At 71.9% G+C, this 18068-nt stretch carries 11 protein-coding genes and 1 riboswitch; of the genes, 4 read left to right on the forward strand and 7 right to left on the reverse strand.

The features are described from left to right. Positions 1 to 73 precede the first annotated feature (73 nt). The 4 genes from cydD to hisC form a co-directional block, all read right to left on the reverse strand. On the reverse strand, positions 74 to 3742 hold the full coding sequence (gene cydD, locus GA0115242_RS01110; RefSeq protein ID WP_093823505.1) for a thiol reductant ABC exporter subunit CydD: 3669 nt from the start codon (positions 3740 to 3742) through the stop codon (positions 74 to 76). Between the two features lie 78 nt (positions 3743 to 3820). Next, positions 3821 to 4828 carry a cytochrome d ubiquinol oxidase subunit II gene (gene cydB / locus GA0115242_RS01115; protein WP_093823507.1) on the reverse strand — a complete coding sequence of 336 codons (1008 nt, stop codon included), beginning with the start codon at positions 4826 to 4828 and terminating at the stop codon, positions 3821 to 3823. Between the two features lie 18 nt (positions 4829 to 4846). Then, positions 4847 to 6355 (reverse strand): cytochrome ubiquinol oxidase subunit I, encoded by a 1509-nt coding sequence (locus GA0115242_RS01120; RefSeq protein WP_093823509.1) that lies wholly within the window; start codon positions 6353 to 6355, stop codon positions 4847 to 4849. 445 nt (positions 6356 to 6800) lie between these two features. After that, positions 6801 to 7880, reverse strand: coding sequence for a histidinol-phosphate transaminase (gene hisC, locus GA0115242_RS01125; protein ID WP_093823511.1), 1080 nt, complete (start codon positions 7878 to 7880; stop codon positions 6801 to 6803). Between the two features lie 416 nt (positions 7881 to 8296). On the opposite strand from hisC, the gene GA0115242_RS01130 reads away from it, so the two are divergent. From GA0115242_RS01130 to GA0115242_RS01140, 3 genes are all read left to right on the forward strand, one after another. Next, entirely contained in the window at positions 8297 to 9409 is a 1113-nt protein-coding gene (locus GA0115242_RS01130; protein ID WP_093823513.1) for a LacI family DNA-binding transcriptional regulator, read from the forward strand. 230 nt (positions 9410 to 9639) lie between these two features. Beyond that, entirely contained in the window at positions 9640 to 10722 is a 1083-nt protein-coding gene (locus GA0115242_RS01135; RefSeq protein ID WP_093823515.1) for a metallophosphoesterase, read from the forward strand. A 193-nt stretch (positions 10723 to 10915) separates the two neighbouring features. Further along, positions 10916 to 11800, forward strand: a complete 885-nt coding sequence (locus GA0115242_RS01140; protein WP_093823517.1) for a hypothetical protein — start codon at positions 10916 to 10918, stop codon at positions 11798 to 11800. A 442-nt stretch (positions 11801 to 12242) separates the two neighbouring features. Here the strand turns inward: GA0115242_RS01140 and thiC are convergent, their stop codons facing one another. Continuing rightward, positions 12243 to 14105 (reverse strand): phosphomethylpyrimidine synthase ThiC, encoded by a 1863-nt coding sequence (thiC, locus tag GA0115242_RS01145; RefSeq protein ID WP_093823519.1) that lies wholly within the window; start codon positions 14103 to 14105, stop codon positions 12243 to 12245. Next, positions 14098 to 14287: riboswitch (TPP riboswitch) on the reverse strand. It overlaps the preceding gene by 8 nt. A 71-nt stretch (positions 14288 to 14358) precedes the next feature. Between thiC and GA0115242_RS01150 the strand changes: the two genes are divergently transcribed. After that, positions 14359 to 16320 (forward strand): YibE/F family protein, encoded by a 1962-nt coding sequence (locus tag GA0115242_RS01150; RefSeq protein ID WP_256089341.1) that lies wholly within the window; start codon positions 14359 to 14361, stop codon positions 16318 to 16320. A 389-nt stretch (positions 16321 to 16709) separates the two neighbouring features. On the opposite strand, the gene GA0115242_RS01155 is transcribed toward GA0115242_RS01150, so the two are convergent. Both GA0115242_RS01155 and GA0115242_RS01160 read right to left on the reverse strand, forming a co-directional pair. Next, entirely contained in the window at positions 16710 to 17147 is a 438-nt protein-coding gene (locus GA0115242_RS01155) for an SsgA family sporulation/cell division regulator (protein WP_093823521.1), read from the reverse strand. A 99-nt stretch (positions 17148 to 17246) separates the two neighbouring features. Next, a partial coding sequence (locus tag GA0115242_RS01160; RefSeq protein WP_237548537.1) for an IclR family transcriptional regulator occupies positions 17247 to 18068 on the reverse strand: 822 nt, incomplete at its 5' end.

An 18068-nucleotide genomic window follows, 5' to 3' on the forward strand; every position in this document is an offset into this window, starting at 1 on the left:
CCCCGGCCCTCCCTCGCCCGGCGCCCCGGCCCTCCCCCGGACGTCCGCCGCCCGGCACCCCGCCCGGCTCGCGCTATCCGGCGGTGACCAGCAGCTCCGTCGCCGCCTCCCGCTCGGCCATCGCCCGTAGCGGCCCCGGCACGGCGGCCAGTTCCCGGTAGGTGCCGCGCTGCGCGACCCGGCCGCCGTCCAGGACGACGACCTCGTCCACCGCGTCGAGTCCGGCCAGCCGGTGCGTGATGAGCAGCGTCGTGCGGCCCTCGGTGGCGGCCAGCAGGTCGGCGGTGAGGGCGTCGGCGGTCGGCAGGTCGAGGTGCTCGGCGGGCTCGTCGAGGACCAGCACGGGGAAGTCGGCGAGCAGCGCGCGGGCCAGCGCCAGCCGCTGCCGCTGGCCGCCGGAGAGCCGGGCCCCGTGCTCACCGACCAGCGTGTCGAGGCCGTCGGGCAGCCCGTCGGCCCAGTCGAGCAGCCGCGCCCGGCCGAGCGCGGCCCGCAGGTCCTCCTCCGTGGCGTCCCTCCTGGCGAGCAGCAGGTTCTCCCGGACCGAGCTGTCGAAGAGGTGCGCGTCCTGCGCGCACAGGCCCACCAGCCGCCGCACGTCGTCCCCGTCGAGCCCGTAGGCGTCCACCCCGGCCAGCGTGTAGGAGCCGGCGCTCGCGTCGAGGAACCGCAGCAGGGTCTGCGCCAGCGTCGTCTTGCCGGAACCGGACGGCCCGACCACGGCGATCCTGCGCCCCTGCTCCAGGGTGAGGTCGAGGCCCGCGAGGGCGTCCCGGTCCTGCCCGGCGTGACGGGCGGTGAGGTTCCTGAGGACCACCGGGAAGGGCGTGGCGGGCGCCTGCCGGGGCCGCTCGGGTTCCCGTACCGGGTCGGGCGCGTCCAGCACCTCGTGGACACGCTCCGCGCTCCGGCGCACCCGCTGCCGGTACTGCACGGCGAGCGGCAGTCCGAGGACGGCCTCGAAGGCGGCCAGCGGGGTGAGGACGACGACGGCCAGGGCGACGCCGCCGAGTCGGCCCGCCGCGACGCCCTGGACGCCCACGAGGGCGGTGGCGGCGACCGTCAGGCCGCAGACCAGCGCGGTGAGTCCGTCGCCGAGGGCGGTGGCGGTGGCGGCCCGTGAGGCGATCCTGGTGAGTTCCCCGTCGGCCCGCCGCGCGTCGGCGGTACGGGCGGGCAGGACCCCGGCGACGGTGAGTTCGGCGGTGCCGGTGAGCAGGTCGGTGACCCGGGTCGCCAGGACGCCCCGGGCGGGGGCCAGCCGCCGCTCGGCGCGCCGGGACACGGCGCCGGTGAGCACCGGGACCCCGGCACCGGCCGTCAGCAGGCCGACGGCGAGGACGGCACCGGCCTCCGGCAGCAGCCAGGCGGTGAATCCGGCGGCAGCAGCGGAGACGGCCACCGCCGCACCGGCCGGCAGCAGCCAGCGCAGCCAGTAGTCCTGGAGGGCGTCGACGTCGGCGACGAGCCGGGACAGCAGGTCGCCCCGGCGGGTGCGGCGCAGCCCGGCGGGCGCCAGACGCTCCAGCCGCCGGTAGACGGCGACCCGGGTGTCGGCCAGCATCCGCAGCACCGCGTCGTGCGAGACGAGCCGCTCGGCGTACCGGAAGACGGCCCGCCCGATGCCGAAGGCGCGGGTCGCGGTGACCGCCACCATCAGGTAGAGCACGGGCGGTTGCTGCGAGGCCCGCGAGATCAGCCACCCGGAGGTGGCCATGAGCCCGACGGCGCTGCCGAGCGCGAGGGCGCCCAGCAGCAGGGCGAGGGCCAGCCGCCCCTTGCGGGGCCCGGACATGGCGCGCACCCGGGCGAGGACCCGCCGGGGAGCGTCACCACGGGGACCACCGCCCACCGCCCGCACCGGAACCGGCGAACCGGGATCCGCGCCCGCGGCCCCGTCGGTGCCCCGGTCCACACCAGCGAGCACGTCGGTGCCGCGATCCGTACCGGCGAGCGCGATGTCGTCCCGGTCCACGCCCGCGATCATCTCGTCGCCTCGGTCCGCGCCCGCGGGGGCCTTCGCCGGGGCTGTCGTGCCGTCCGCACCCGTCGCCCAGGTGCTGTCCGGAGCGCGGGTCGTCCCGGTGGGCGCCGTCGGCGTCATGCCGTCGCGCGGCTCCGTCAGCCGGACCACCCGGTCCGCCACGTCCAGCAGTGCCGGGCGGTGGACGACCAGCAGGACCGTCCGCCCCTCGGTCAGCCGCCGTACCGCGGCCACGACCTCCGCCTCGGTCGCGCCGTCGAGCGCCGCCGTCGGTTCGTCGAGCAGCAGCACCGGGCGGTCCGCGAGGAACGCCCGCGCCAGCGCCAGCCGCTGCCGCTGCCCGGCGGAGAGGCCCGCGCCGTCCTCACCGAGCACGGTCCCGGCGCCCTCGGGCAGCGCGTCCACGAACCCCGCCGCACCGGCGTCCGCCAGGGCCCGCCGCAGAGCGGCCTCGTCGGCGCCGGGGCGGGCCAGCCGCACGTTCTCGGCGATGGTCCCGGCGAACAGCTGGGGCCGCTGCGGCACCCACGCGATCCGCGACCGCCACTGCTCCGGGTCGACGTCGGCGAGGTCGGCGCCGCCGACGCTCACCCGCCCCCGGGACGGGCGCACGAAGCCAAGCAGCACGTTCAGCAGCGTCGACTTGCCCGCGCCGCTCGGTCCGACCAGCGCGACCGTCTCCCCCGGTGCCACGGTGAAGGACACCTCCGCGACGGCGTCCCGGGCCCGGCCCGGGTAGCGGACCGTGACGTCCTCGAAGGCCAGCGCGCCCGCGGGCACGGGGGCGGTCCCGGACGCGGGGACCGGCGTCTCCAGGACGGCGAAGATCTCCTCGGCGGCGGCCAGGCCCTCGGCCGCCGCGTGGTACTGCGCGCCCACCTGGCGCAGCGGCAGATACGCCTCGGGAGCCAGGACGAGGACGAGGAGGCCGGTGTAGAGGTCCATGTCGCCGTGGACGAGCCGCATGCCGATGGTGACGGCGACCAGCGCCACCGAGAGCGTCGCCAGCAGTTCCAGGGCGAAGGAGGAGATGAAGGCGATCCGCAGGGTGCGCATCGTGGCCTGCCGGTACTCGCCGGTGATCCGCCGGATCGACTCGGCCTGCGCCTTGGCCCGGCCGAACACCTTGAGGGTGGGCAGGCCCGCGACGACGTCCAGGAAGTGCCCGGAGAGCCGGGAGAGCAGCCGCCACTGACGGTCCATCCGGGACTGGGTGGCCCAGCCGATCAGCATCATGAAGACGGGGATGAGGGGGAGGGTGCCCACGATGATCGCGGCGGAGACCCAGTCCTCGGTGACGATCCTGGCCAGCACCGCCACCGGCACGACCACGGCGAGGCCGAGCTGCGGCAGATAGCGCGAGAAGTAGTCGTCGAGGGCGTCGATCCCGCGGGTGGCGAGGGCGACGAGCGATCCGGTGCGCTGCCCTCCGAGCCAACCGGGGCCCAACTGGGCCGCGCGCTCCAGCAGTTGCCCCCGCAGCTCCGACTTGACCGCCGCGCTGGCCCGGTGGGCGGCGAGTTCGGTGAGCCAGGAGACCAGAGCGCGACCGGCGGCGACGGCCACCAGGAGCAGTAGGGGAGTGCGCAGTTCACCGGCGGACAGGCCGCGCTGGAAGGCACCGACCACCACGTCGGCGATGAGCATCGCCTGCGCGATGACCAGTCCGGCCCCGACGGCTCCCAGCGCGACCACGGCCGTCAGGAAGCGGCGGGTGGCACGGGCGTGGCGCAGCAGACGCGGATCGATGGGTTTCACGTGAAACATGCCCTTCGGGCAGTGAGGGGCGTTTCACGTGAAACATCATGTCGCACGGGAAACGCCCCTCTTCCGGACTCAGTGCGCGGCTTCGGCGGCGATGTGCTGCGTGCCGATCCGCTTGCGGAACACCCAGTAGGTCCAGCTCTGGTAGAGCAGCACGATCGGTGTGGCGATCGCCGCGCACCAGGTCATGATCTTCAGGGTGTAGGGGCTCGACGAGGCGTTGGTGACCGTGAGGCTCCACTCCGCGTTGAGCGACGAGGGCATGACGTCCGGGAAGAGCGTCAGGAAGAGCATCGCGACGGCGGCCACGATGGTCACGCCGGAGAGCGCGAACGACCAGCCCTCGCGGCCGATCTGGTTGGCCGCCAGCGCGGCGACCAGCGCGGCCACGGCCACCACGAGGGCGATCAGGCTCGCGCCGTCCCCGCCGTGGATCTGCGTCCAGACCAGGAAGACCAGGGACAGCACCGCGGTGACGAGACCGACCTTGAGGGCGAGCTTCCGCGCCCGCTCCCGGATCTCCCCGACGGTCTTGAGGGCGGTGAAGACGGTGCCGTGGAAGGTGAACAGCGTCAGCGTGACCAGCCCGCCGAGCAGGGCGTAGGGGTTGAGCAGGTCCCCGACGGTGCCGACGTACTCGAAGTTCCGGTCGATCTTCACGCCCCGGACGATGTTGCCGAAGGCCACACCCCACAGGAAGGCCGGGAGCAGGGAGGTCCAGAAGATCGCGGTCTCCCAGTTGCGCTGCCACTTCTCCTCGGGCCGCTTGGCCCGGTACTCGAAGGCGACACCGCGCACGATCAGGCAGACCAGGATGACGAGCAGGGGCAGGTAGAAGCCGGAGAAGAGGGTGGCGTACCACTCGGGGAAGGCGGCGAAGGTGGCGCCGCCCGCGGTGAGCAGCCAGACCTCGTTGCCGTCCCAGACGGGTCCGATCGTGTTGATCAGCACCCGCTTCTCCAGGCGGTCGCGGGCCAGCAGCCGGGTGAGGACGCCGACTCCGAAGTCGAAGCCCTCCAGGAAGAAGTAGCCGATCCACAGGACGGCGATGAGGACGAACCAGACATCGTGTAGGTGCATGACGTGGGCTCCCTTGGCCTAGTACGAGAAGGCCATCGGCTTGTCGGCGTCCCGGGAGTCGCCGCCGATCTTCGTGGGCGGGTTGAGGTCGGCCTCGGTCAGCTCGGGCGGGCCCGCCTTGATGTACTTCACGAGCAGCTTGACCTCGATGACGGCGAGGACGGCGTAGAGGGCGGTGAAGACGATCATCGAGGTGAGGACCTCGGCCTGGGAGACGCCGGGGGAGACCGCGTGCCGGGTCTGCAGGACGCCGTAGACCACCCAGGGCTGGCGGCCCATCTCGGTGAAGATCCAGCCCCAGGAGTTGGCGATCAGCGGGAAGCCCAGGGTCCAGACGGCGACCAGCCAGTAGAGCTTGGAGAGCCGCGGGCTGAGCGCCTTCGAGCGGAACAGCACCAGATGGGGGACCTCGTCCTCGCCGACCCGCAGATGCTGCGGCAGCAGGAACTTCTTCCTGGTCAGCCAGAGCCCGACCAGGCCGATGGCGAAGGACGCCATCCCGAAGCCGATCATCCAGCGGAAGGCCCAGAAGGTGACCGGGATGATGGGCCGGTAGTCGCCGGGCCCGTACTTCGCCTGCTCGGCCTTGTTGGTGTCGTTGATGCCGGGCACGTACGACTGGAAGTCGTCGTTGGCGAGGAACGACAGTATGCCGGGGATGGACAGCTCGACGCTGTTGTGGCCCTTGCTGACGTCGCCGTAGGCGAAGATCGAGAACGGCGCCGCGTCCTGGCCGTCCCAGAGGGCCTCGGCGGCGGCCATCTTCATCGGCTGCTGCTTGAACATGACCTTGCCGAGGGTGTCGCCGCTGACCGCGGTGAGCAGTCCGGCGACCACCACGGTCACCAGGCCCAGCCGCAGTGAGGTCTTCATCACCCGGATGTCCTTCTTGCGGAACAGGTGGAAGGCCGCGATGCCGACCATGAACGCGCCGCCGGTCAGGAAGGACGCGGTGAGCGTGTGGAAGGCCTGGGCCAGCGCGGTGTTCTGGGTGAGGACCTGCCAGAAGTCGGTCAGCTCGGCCCGCCCCTTGGCCTCGTTGATCCGGTAGCCGACGGGGTGCTGCATCCAGGAGTTGGCCGCCAGGATGAAGTAGGCCGACAGGATCGTGCCGATCGAGACCATCCAGATGCAGGCCAGGTGGATCTTCTTGGGCAGCTTGTCCCAGCCGAAGATCCACAGCCCGATGAAGGTGGACTCGAAGAAGAAGGCGATCAGCGCCTCGAAGGCGAGCGGGGCACCGAAGATGTCCCCGACGAAGCGCGAGTAGTCGGACCAGTTCATGCCGAACTGGAACTCCTGCACGATGCCGGTGACCACGCCCATGGCGATGTTGATCAGGAAGAGCTTCCCCCAGAACTTGGTGGCCCGGAGGTACTTCTCGTTCTCCGTACGCACCCATGCCGTCTGCAGTCCGGCCGTGAGGGCCGCGAGGGAGATCGTCAGGGGGACGAACAGGAAGTGGTAGACGGTGGTGATACCGAACTGCCATCGCGCCAGGGTCTCCGGCGCCAGAGCCAATTCCACGTCGTCAGTCTCCTTACCTCGCCGTCGTCAGCGGCAGTTTGCCCCGCTTGTCCCGCACATCGCGGGAGCAACCGGGACACGCTTGTGAAAGCGTTCACATTCACAAGCCATTATGACCTACCGATTTTCGGTCCGTACAGGGGGGTCCCACCTCCGCCGCATCGGACCCCGCCCGGCCCGAGCCGCCCCGGGAACGAGCCCTTGCGTCGCCCGGTCGCATCCCTCGGGGTCAGGCTCCGCCCGAGCCCGTCCCACCGCTCCCGAGGCCGTCGGGCGGACCCCCGGAACCCAGCTCCGGACCAGGCCCCGCCCCCCGACCTCCGGCCCCGGGCCCCTGACATGCGACCCCGGACATGCGACACGGCGGGGTGCCCCCGTGGGGCACCCCGCCGTGTCCGGATCGCGTCAGGAGTACCGGGCCACCTCGGGGCCCGGCGCCCGCGGGTCAGATCTCCTTGCGGAAGTCCTCCGCCGCCTTCAGGAAGATGTCGTTCGCCTCGGTCTCCCCGACCGTGATCCGCACGCCCTCACCGGCGAACGGCCGCACGACCACCCCGTGCCCCTCGCACGCCTCCGCGAACGCCGCCGTGCGCTCCCCCAGCCGCAGCCAGACGAAGTTGGCCTGGGTCTCCGGCACCGTCCAGCCCTGCGCCCGCAGCGCGTCCACCACCCGGGTGCGCTCGCCGACCAGCGAGCCGACCCGGCCGAGCAGCGCGTCCTCCGCGCGCAGCGAGGCGATGGCCGCCTCCTGGGCGATCTGGCTCACGCCGAAGGGCACCGCCGTCTTGCGCAGCGCCGCCGCCACCGGCTCGTGGGCGATCGCGAAGCCGACCCGCAGCCCGGCGAGCCCGTAGGCCTTGGAGAAGGTGCGCAGGACGCAGACGTTGGGCCGGTCCCGGTACAGCTCCACGCCGTCGGGGACCTCGGCGTCCCGGATGAACTCCCGGTACGCCTCGTCGAGGACCACCAGGACGTCGCCGGGCACCCGGTCGAGGAATCGTTCCAGCTCGGCCCGGCGCACCACCGTGCCGGTCGGGTTGTTGGGGTTGCAGACGAAGATCAGCCGGGTCCGGTCGGTGATCGCGTCGGCCATCGCGTCCAGGTCGTGCACCTCGCCCGAGGTCAGCGGCACCTGCACCGACGTCGCGCCGCTGATCTGCGTGATGATCGGGTACGCCTCGAAGGAGCGCCAGGCGTAGACGACCTCGTCGCCGAGGCCCGAGGTCGCCTGCAGGAGCTGCTGGGCGACCCCCACCGAACCGGTGCCGGTGGCGATGTGGGCGGCGGGGACACCGAATCGGTCGGCCAGCTCGGCGGTCAGGCCCGCGCAGGCCATGTCCGGGTAACGGTTGAAGGATGCGGCCGCCGCCGTCACGCTCTCCATCACGCCGGGCAGCGGCGGATAGGGGTTCTCGTTGGAGGACAGCTTGTAGGCCACCGGGCCGCCGGCCGCCGCGGGTCTGCCCGGCTTGTAGGTGGGGATCCCCGCCAGCTCGGCGCGCAGCTTGGGGCTCGTCTCGCTCACCGCAGTCCTCCTCGCGACCACCGGCGGATGTCAGCACCACCGGCTACCAATGCTCCTCACCTTATGAGGATTCGGCGCGTCTGCGAACAGCCGGGCGCTGACCTGCTCCGTCACACCCGCATCACGGGCATCGCCGTACGAAGAGGCACGAAACGAGGGGCGCGGTCACATATATCTATGCGCCGGTGGCTCGCGCCGTGGCGCGCATCACCCGTGCAGGTGAGTTGAGACCTCTTCGAAACATCGGATAGTTGGCAGGCTCATGCGTGCCGACAAGTCACGTAGCATCATTCAACCGGTCAACTACCTTTCTTTCGAAGGCAGTTGACGGGAACTGACCATGCAGAAACGTGCCTGTCAACGCGTGCATATGCGTCCGCCCTACCCGGCCGCATGAGCCCTACTATCGGCTCGCCATGACAGCAGTAGGGAAGCACCAGGTGAGCCGCGCGGAAACCTCACGTCGAGGCAGCCGGCCGGGTCGGGCGGGCATCAGGGACGTCGCCGCCGCCGCCGGAGTCTCCATCACGACCGTCTCCGATGCCCTCAACGGCAAAGGCCGGCTCCCGGACGCCACCCGGCGCCACGTCCGCGAGGTCGCCGACCGGCTGGGCTACCGCCCGTCGGCGGCGGCCCGCACGCTCCGCACGGGCAAGTCGGGACTGATCGGCCTGACCGTGACGACGTACGGGGATGAACCTTTCACCTTCACCGAGTTCGCGTACTTCGCCGAGATGGCGCGGGCCGCGACCTCGGCCGCGCTGGCCCGCGGCTACGCGCTCGTCATCCTGCCCGCGACCTCGCGCCACGACGTGTGGTCGAACGTCGCCCTGGACGGCACGGTCGTCATCGACCCCTCCGACCAGGACCCGGTCGTCAGCGAACTGGTCCGCCAGGGCTTACCCGTGGTCTCCGACGGGCGCCCGGCCGGCGCGCTGCCGGTGACCGCCTGGGTCGACAACGACCACGAGGCCGCCGTCCTCGGCATCCTCGACCACCTGGCCGCCGCCGGGGCCCGCCGCATCGGCCTGCTGACCGGGACCAGCACGGACACGTACACCCACCTGTCGACCACGGCGTACCTGCGCTGGTGCGAACGCGTGGGCCAGGACCCCGTCTACGAGGCCTACCCGGCGCACGACCCGTGCGCGGGCGCGGTGGCCGCCGACCGGCTGCTCGCCCGGCCTGACCGTCCGGACGCCGTCTACGGCCTCTTCGACCCCAACGGCACCGATCTGCTCGCCGCCGCGCGACGCTACGGGCTGCGGGTACCGGAGGACCTGCTGCTGGTCTGCTGCAGCGAGTCGACGGTGTACGCCGCCACCGAACCGCCCATCACCACGCTCTCCCTGAAGCCGCGCCGCATCGGCACGGCGGTGGTGCAGCTCCTCATCGACGCCATCGAGGGGGTCGACTCGGACCAGCCGGTCGAGCAGGTGATACCGACCGAACTGATCGTGCGCACCTCGTCCCAGCGGCGCCCGCCGCGCACGACCGTCAGCCCGCCGCGCTCGCCCGAGGGCGCGTAGCGGCACCCGTTCGGGGCGGGGCCGGTGGGGCCCGGGGTGATCGGCGGCCGGTCGAAGCCCGCCCCAATCGGGGCGAAAGCCGCACCCGAGCGGACTCTCGCTCCGATTCACCACCCCTGGGTCGTCACATGGCGCGATCGGCATTCCTATGATGGGCGCACGACACCGCGGGCCGCTGCGACCAGGCAGTCCGAAGCGGTGCAGACGCGGCGGGATGGTGGAGGGGTCTGATGACTCAGGGGGCCGGTCAGGGACCCGAGGTGGAGCGGACGGCGACGTTGCGCGACTTCCGGGTGCCCGCGTACGTGCACGAGACCGGTCCGTACGACGAGAGCACGCACCCCGGCGACGTCGTCCCGGCGCACGAGGAGGGCTACCCCGACGGGTACACGCCCACCCAGCGGGACCTGCCGGTGATCCAGCGCGGTGACACGGTCCAGGTCACCCTGGACCCGGACTCGGTCTCGGCGCCGCTGCCCGTCTCCGACGACGGCGCGGGCCCGCTGTACGTCGTCGGCGACGTCCACGGCTACCTCGACGAACTGCTCGCCGCGCTCGGCGAGAAGGGCCTCGTCGACGACGCGGGCCAGTGGTGCGCGGGCACCGCCCGGCTCTGGTTCCTCGGCGACTTCACCGACCGCGGCCCGGACGGCATCGGCGTCATCGACCTGGTGATGCGGCTGTCCGCCGAGGCCGCCGCGGCCGGCGGCTACTGCAAGGCCCTGATGGGCAACCACGAGCTGCTGCTGCTCGGCGCCAAGCGGTTCGGCGACACCCCCGTCAACTCCGGCGCGGGCACCGCCACCTTCCAGGCGGGCTGGCTGCTCAACGGCGGCCAGAAGACGGACATGGACCGCCTCCAGGACCACCACCTCCAGTGGATGGCCCGCCTCGACGCCGTCGAGGAGGTCGACGGCTATCTGCTCGTCCACTCCGACACCACCGCCTACCTCGACTACGGCGACTCGATCGAGGCGGTCAACGACACCGTCCGGGAGACCCTCACCCGCAACGACGCGGACGAGTGCTGGGATCTGTTCCGCAAGTTCACCAAGCGCTTCTCCTTCCGTGACGAGGGCGGCGCGGACGCCGTCCGCTCGCTGTTGGATACGTACGGCGGCACCCGGATCGTTCACGGCCACAGCCCGATTCCGTACCTTCTCGGCGAGGTCGGCTCCGAGGACGGCGAGGACGACGCCGGTCCGGTGGTCGACGGACCGCACGTCTACGCCGACGGACTCGCCATCGCGATGGACGGCGGCGTGACCATGGCCGGAAAGCTGCTGGTCCAGCAACTGCCTCTGGAAAACTGAGCGGTCACCGGGCAGGCCGACCCGCGCGCTGAGGCCACGCGGGACGGCGCAGGCCAGGGGCCAATTTCCGGAAACCCCCTGTCACCGTGTGCCGTCCCCGCTCTACCATCGGCTTATCCGTAGCAGGCTCCCCTCCGTTTCTGCCCGACGGCTCGTCGTCATGCGAGCCCCAAGCCCTACGGAGCATCGGGGGATGCACATGAACAGCGTTCCGCAGTACCTGCTGACCGAGGACCGACAAGAGTTCGAGCGGATCCTCGACGAGGCGCTGCGCTCCGCCCCACCCCTCCAGAACCAGTCCGCTCTCGGCCAAAAGCCCGACCACGAACAGCTGCGCACCCTGGCGCTCGCCGCCACCGACTCGATCACGGCGGCCGCCGCGCCCGAGTACCAGCACTACGTGAAGGTCCGCGAGGAACTGCGCCGACCGGCGCCGTCCGCCTCGTCCTCCACCCCGTCCACCGCTCACGGCGCCGACCCCTCGGAGCCGGGCGCGGGGGCCATGGGGCTGGCCTCCTCCCTCGCGGAGACGAACGAGACCGAGGGCGCGGGTGCCGGTGCCGTCGTCGCGGTGCTCGCTCCCGTCCTCGCCGGGACGGCCGCGGTGATATTCCTGCTCGTCGGCTACCTCCTCAGGGCGCTCAGCCCCGGTCTCGGCTTCGCGCAGACGATGATCACAGCGGGGTGGGTCTTCGGCGCGGTGACGGCCGCGGCGATCCTGGTCGCCGCCGTCGGACTGCTGCTGACGGCGCTGCGCAACCAGCCGGAGGCCGAGGCCGGTCCACGACCGGGATCGGACGAGGAGGTGGACCGGGCCAGGGACGCCTGGCGGGACGCCCTGGTGGAACGCGGCATCCTGCCGTTCCTCCGGGACACGCTCGCCGACCCGGCCAGGACCGCGGCCGTGCCCCGGCCCAGGACGACCTCCGCACCGGCCGGTCGGATGCCGCAACTCGGTTACGGGCGGCCCGGCTTCAGCAGCCGGGACGACGGGCCGGACGGCGGCCACCGCCCGCGCTTCTCCAGCCCGGACTACAGCAGCCCGGACTTCGGAGGCCCGGAGAACCAGCCCGACTGACCCGGGCTCACGCCCTCCCCGGCGGCCGACCGGCCCACGGGAGAGCGCCGGCCACGGGCCCCGGTCCGGAGCGCGGCGCCGCCCCCGGACCCCTCCACGGCCCGAACTTGCCTCTGGCAAGGCCCTGTTGACAGCGGCCGGCCGAACGAGAACCCCCGACAGGCCCCGCACGGCCGCCGCCGCTGCCGCTGCCGGGCACGCAGCCCCACGACCGGCATCAGCCGCCCCAGCCGCCCCCGTCGGCGCGGGCGCCTCGGTGCAGCCGGTCGCCTCGGGTCGACTCGGTCGCCTCGCGACCACGCGGTCCCCTCGGTCGGTCTCGGTCCGCACGATCGGTCCAGCGCCCGGCGTCCAACGACCGTGCGGCGCCCGGCTGTTCCCCGACCACCGGCCCCGCAGGCCCGCCGTCCCCCTGCTCCCCCGCTCAGTCCGCTCAGTCCGCTCAGTCCGCGAGCGGCAGATACACGCGGTTGCCGCTCGCCGCGAACTCCTTCGACTTCCGGGCCATGCCGTCCTCGATCTCCGCCCGGCTTCCCCCGTGGTCACGGCGGATGTCGTGGGAGATCTTCATCGAGCAGAATTTCGGCCCGCACATCGAGCAGAAGTGCGCCGTCTTGGCGGGCTCCGCCGGGAGCGTCTCGTCGTGGAACTCCCGTGCCGTGTCCGGGTCGAGCGCCAGGTTGAACTGGTCCTCCCAGCGGAACTCGAACCGGGCGTCGGACAGCGCGTCGTCCCAGTCCTGGGCGCCCGGGTGTCCCTTGGCGAGGTCGGCGGCGTGAGCGGCGATCTTGTAGGTGATGACGCCGGTCTTCACGTCGTCGCGGTCGGGCAGGCCCAGGTGTTCCTTGGGGGTGACGTAGCAGAGCATCGCCGTGCCCCACCAGGCGATCATCGCGGCACCGATGCCGGAGGTGATGTGGTCGTACGCCGGGGCGACGTCCGTGGTCAGCGGGCCGAGCGTATAGAACGGAGCTTCATCGCAGATCTCCTGCTGAAGGTCGATGTTCTCCTTGATCTTGTGCATCGGGACATGTCCCGGGCCCTCGATCATCGTCTGTACCTGAAAACGCTTCGCGATCGTGTTGAGTTCCCCGAGCGTGCGCAACTCCGCGAACTGCGCCTCGTCGTTGGCGTCCGCGATGGAGCCGGGCCGCAGTCCGTCCCCGAGCGAGTAGGTGACGTCGTAGGCGGCGAGGATCTCGCAGAGTTCCTCGAAGTGCTCGTACAGGAACGACTCCCGGTGGTGCGCGAGGCACCAGGCGGCCATGATCGAGCCGCCGCGCGAGACGATGCCGGTCTTGCGGTTCGCGGTGAGCGGCACGTACGGGAGGCGGACGCCCGCGTGGACCGTCATGTAGTCCACGCCCTGCTCCGCCTGCTCGATCACCGTGTCCTTGTAGATCTCCCAGGTCAGCTCCTCGGCGCGGCCGTCGACCTTCTCCAGCGCCTGATACAGCGGCACCGTGCCGATGGGAACGGGGGAGTTGCGCAGCACCCACTCCCGGGTGGTGTGGATGTTGCGTCCGGTGGACAGGTCCATGACCGTGTCGGCGCCCCAGTGCGTCGCCCAGGTCATCTTCTCGACCTCCTCCTCGATCGAGGAGGTCACCGCCGAGTTGCCGATGTTGGCGTTCACCTTCACCAGGAACCGCTTGCCGATGATCATCGGCTCGATCTCCGGGTGGTTGACGTTGGCGGGCAGGACCGCCCGTCCGGCCGCGATCTCCTCCCGGACCACCTCGGGCGAGACGTTCTCCCGGAGCGCCACGTACTCCATCTCCGGCGTCACCTCGCCCCTGCGGGCGTAGGCGAATTGGGTCACCGGCCCGCCGTCCCGGCTGCGCCGGGGCTGGCGCGGCCGACCGGGGAAGACCGCGTCGAGGTTGCGCAGGCCGCCCCGCGGAGAGGTGTGCTTGATCCCGTCGTCCTCGGGACGGACGGGACGGCCCGCGTACTCGGCGGTGTCGCCACGGGCGATGATCCAGTTCTCCCGCAGCGGAGAGAGCCCCCTGCGGACGTCGGTGTCGACGGACGGATCGGTGTACGGGCCCGAGGTGTCGTACAGGGTGACCGACTGCCCGTTGGTGAGATGCACCTGACGGACCGGCACCCGGAGGTCGGGGCGCGATCCCTCGACGTACCCCCTGTGCCAGCCGATGGACTTCCCGCTCTCCTCAGCCGGTCGGCCCGACTCGGACCCACCTGACTCGGACCCATCCGGTACGGACCGATCCGGTACGGGTCGCCCTGACGAGGGCTGTTCGTCCTGGCTGGAGGCAGGCGTGCGTGCGTCCTTGATGGTCATGAGACCTACTCCCTACGCCGGCATTACCCGGTAACAGGTTCAGCGGTCGACGCAGCGGCTTCCGTCTGCCGACGTTCCGTGTGAAACATCACTCGACTCGCGTGACGTTCCACGTGAAACATCGCTGGGACGGAGGTCAGCGCCCTCTCAGCCCGGTGCTCCGAGCTCCCGCGTGTACAAAGGTGACTCCACGCTAGCGTCAATTCGGGCGCGGTGAACAGGGGGCCCCTGCCGTTCTTGCGATGATCGGGCGGTGACCACGACACATCAGCCTCCGTACCCCCCGTCCGAGCCGCCGCACGGGCACGACCGGGGCGGACAGGGGACGGGTCCCGAGCCCGGACGCGGTCCAGGAGCCGGACGGGGTCCGGGGCAGGGATCGGGGCCGGGGTCGGGGTCGTTCCCCGGGTACCGGCCGGGTCCCGGACAAGGGCGTGGCCAGGGCCTCGGACAGACTCCCGGGCAGGTACCCGGCGGAGGCCGTCCCGGTGGGCGCGGACCGGGCCCCGGTGACGGCGGTGGACCGCGTCCGGGCGACGGCTTCGGCGGACCGGGCGTCGGCCACGGACCGTTCGACGGACCCGGGCAGGGGCACGGCGGCGGTCACGGTGGCCAGGGGCACAGTGGCGGACCCGGCGGCCATGGCGGTCATGGCGGTCACGGTCACGGAGGTCATGGACCCGGTGGCGGGCACGGCCAGGGCGGCGGTCCCGGCAACGGCGGTGGGCAGGGGCCGGGCGACGGTCACGGCCCCGGCGACGGACACGGCCCCGGTGGCGGGCACGGGCCGCACGGTGGGCACTCGCACGGGCACAGTCACAGCCACGGTCCGGCCGCGCCGGTCTCCAAGCATCTGCGCAAGGTCATCGCCGCCGTCCTCATCCCGTTCGCCGCGGCCGTGGTCGTCGGGCTCGCGGTGCTGTGGCCCGGTGGCGCCCCCGCGCACGAGCGCACCGGCGTCGGGTTCGACCGGCAGAGCCAGCAGGCGACCGTGACCGAAGTCGTCAAGCTCAGCTGCAAGTCCGTCAACGCCTCGGGCGGGTCACCGACCGGCGACGCCTCCACCGGAGGGTCCGCCACCGGCGGTTCCGCCGCCCCGGAGGAGGGGGACGGCGACTGCAAGAAGGCGACGATCCGCGTCGACACCGGCAAGGACAAGGGCCGGACGTTCACCGAGATCGTGCAGCCGGACCAGTCGCGGCAACTGCACCAGGGCGAGAAGGTCGTGGTCGCCTACGAGCCCTCGGCGCCCAGGAACCTCCAGTACTCGGTGACCGACGTCAACCGCCGGCTCCCGATGACGGTGCTGGCCGGCATCTTCGCGGTCGTCGTCGTCCTGGTGGGCCGCATGCGGGGCGTGATGGCCCTGGTGGCGCTGGCGATCAGCTTCCTGATCCTCAACTTCTTCATCCTGCCCGCGATCCTCCAGGGCTCGAACCCGCTGATCGTGGCGGTGGTCGGGGCGAGCGCCATCATGCTGATCGCCCTCTACATGTGCCACGGTCTCTCGGCCAGAACCTCGGTCGCGGTGCTCGGCACCCTGATCTCGCTGGTGCTGATCGGCATCCTCGGCTCGGTGTTCATCGGCTGGGCCGCGCTCACCGGCAACACGGACGACAACACCGGCCTGATCCACGGCCTCTACCCGCACATCGACATGAGCGGTCTGCTCCTCGCGGGCGTCATCATCGGCTCGCTCGGCGTCCTCGACGACGTGACGGTCACCCAGACCTCCGCGGTCTGGGAGCTGCACGAGGCCAACCCCTCGATGGGCTGGCGCGGGCTGTACCGGGCGGGCATCCGCATCGGACGCGACCACATCGCGTCCGTGGTCAACACCCTCGTCCTCGCCTACGCGGGTGCCGCGCTGCCGCTGCTGCTGCTGTTCTCCATCGCGCAGAGCAGCGTCGGCACGGTCGCCAACAGCGAGCTGGTGGCCGAGGAGATCGTGCGGACGCTGGTCGGCTCGATCGGCCTGGTCGCCTCGGTGCCGGTGACGACGGCGCTGGCGGCCCTGGTGGTCGCGGCGGACCGGCCCGGCCAGAACGCGCCCGCGGACACCGCCGGGGGCCCGGGATTCGGCGACGGCGCGGTCACGGCGACGCCGGGCGGCACAGCACCCGGCGGGACGGCGGGCGGAGCGGCAGGCGGGGCGACCGGGGCGACCGGGGCCCAGCCGCGGATCACGGGACGAGGCCGACGCCGGAAGCGGTGAGGAAGCCCGCCGAAGGGGAAGCACCCGGGGGAGGCCCCAGGAGGAAAGCCCGGTGGAAGCCCCTGGGGGGGAGCCCGAAGGAAGTCCCCGTGGAAGCTCCTTGGGGAGCTCGGGGGAAGTCCCGGGCAGCGGATGCCCTCCGGAGACCCCTCGGGGGCGGCCACCGAGGGCTCGCCCCCGCCCCACACCTGCACCCGTTCCGTCTCCGTCCCGCACGGCAACGCAACGCAACGCACCCGCACCCGCACCCGCACCCGCACCCGCACCGAGCGTTTCCGCAGAAGCGTTACTGCACAACTTCTCGCCACCGGGACGGGCAACCGGGTCCCTCGTCGGCCACGCACACCACTGGCTCCGGTGCCCATGCCCCCGGTCTCCACCCGGTGCCGTCACCCCGCGCTCTGCTCCTCCGCAAGGATCCGGTCCAGCGCCTCGTCGAGGTGGGTGTCGAAGTCGGCGAGGGCGCCCTCCTGGCCGAGCGGCACGAGTTTGTCGGTGCGGTCGAGGAACGCGATCACCGGCGCCGTCGACGACCGGAACAGCGCCTGGTCCCGGCCGACCTGAAGGCGGATCAGGACCTCGCTGAGGGAGTCGCAGTCGGCGGGCTCGACCCGCACGTCGCCTTCCCCGCAGGGTCTGCCCACTCCGTCGATCAGCAGTTCACGGCCGAACGTCCAGGTCACCGGGGCGTCGCCCGGCAAGTGGAAGGTCAGCCGCACGGCATAGGGATCGCCGGTCTCGTACCGCAGTTCGACCGGGATGCGGAACGAGAGCTCCTCGGAGACGAGAAAGCTCATCATGACCTCTGCCTGTACGGACTCGCGCATCGCCTACCCCGTCGTATGAAGCCGGTTGGCTGGAATGATCCCCCCTGACACTCCTGGCATCTTGCTTAACGTGCGCGTCAGATTACAAGGAGTGATTTTTCAGATGTTGATAGAGAGCGACAGTGACCCCAGCAGACGCCCCACTTCGGCCTGCAACTGACGTGCCGCGGCCGGGAGCCGGTCGGCCTGATGAGCGGGCAGGGACAGGCCCACAGCGGCCGCGGTGCTGCCCGCGGTGACGGGAATCGCGGCGCAAACCGTGCCGAGCGCATATTCCTGCCGTTCCAGCACCGGATCCATCCGACCCACCCGTTCGAGGCGCCTGAGGAGGCTGTGACCGTCACGCACCGTGTACGGCGTGATGGCCCGGACGGGGTAGCGGGCGAGGTGGTCGCGGCGGGCGGCGTCGTCGAGCTGGGAGAGCAGGCACTGCCCGATGGCGTGCGCGTGCGCGGTCTCCCGGAAGTCCGCCCACTCGGCGACCGCCGGGGAGGCCGCGGTGTCGGAGACGCCCTTGACCTCGACCTCGCCGTCGACGTACACGGCGTAGTAGACGGGCGCGCCGACGGTGTCCCGCCAGCGGGCGAGGAGGTCGGCGACCGTGCTGCGACGTTTCTGCCGGGCGGCGCTGCTGCTGAGGCGCTCCGCCGCCTCCCCGAGGAAGAAGAGGCCGCGGTCCCGGCTGAGGTAGCCCTCGTGCACCAGGGTGCGCAGCAGGTGGTAGGCGGTGGGGAGGGCGAGCCCCGTCTCGCGGGCGAGCTGTTTGGCGGGCGCGCCGTGCTGGTGCTCGGCGACCCGCTCCAGCAGCCGCACGGCCCGCTGCACCGACCCGATGAGCGTTCCGGACGGCGCGGACGGGACGGTCGGGACGCGGTGGGGCGGCGCCGGGGCGGCGGAGGGCACGGGCCGGGGCCGCGCGGC

Origin of the sequence: Streptomyces sp. SolWspMP-5a-2, from assembly GCF_900091845.1 — a bacterium.
GTDB classification, from domain to species: Bacteria; Actinomycetota; Actinomycetes; order Streptomycetales; family Streptomycetaceae; genus Streptomyces; species Streptomyces doudnae.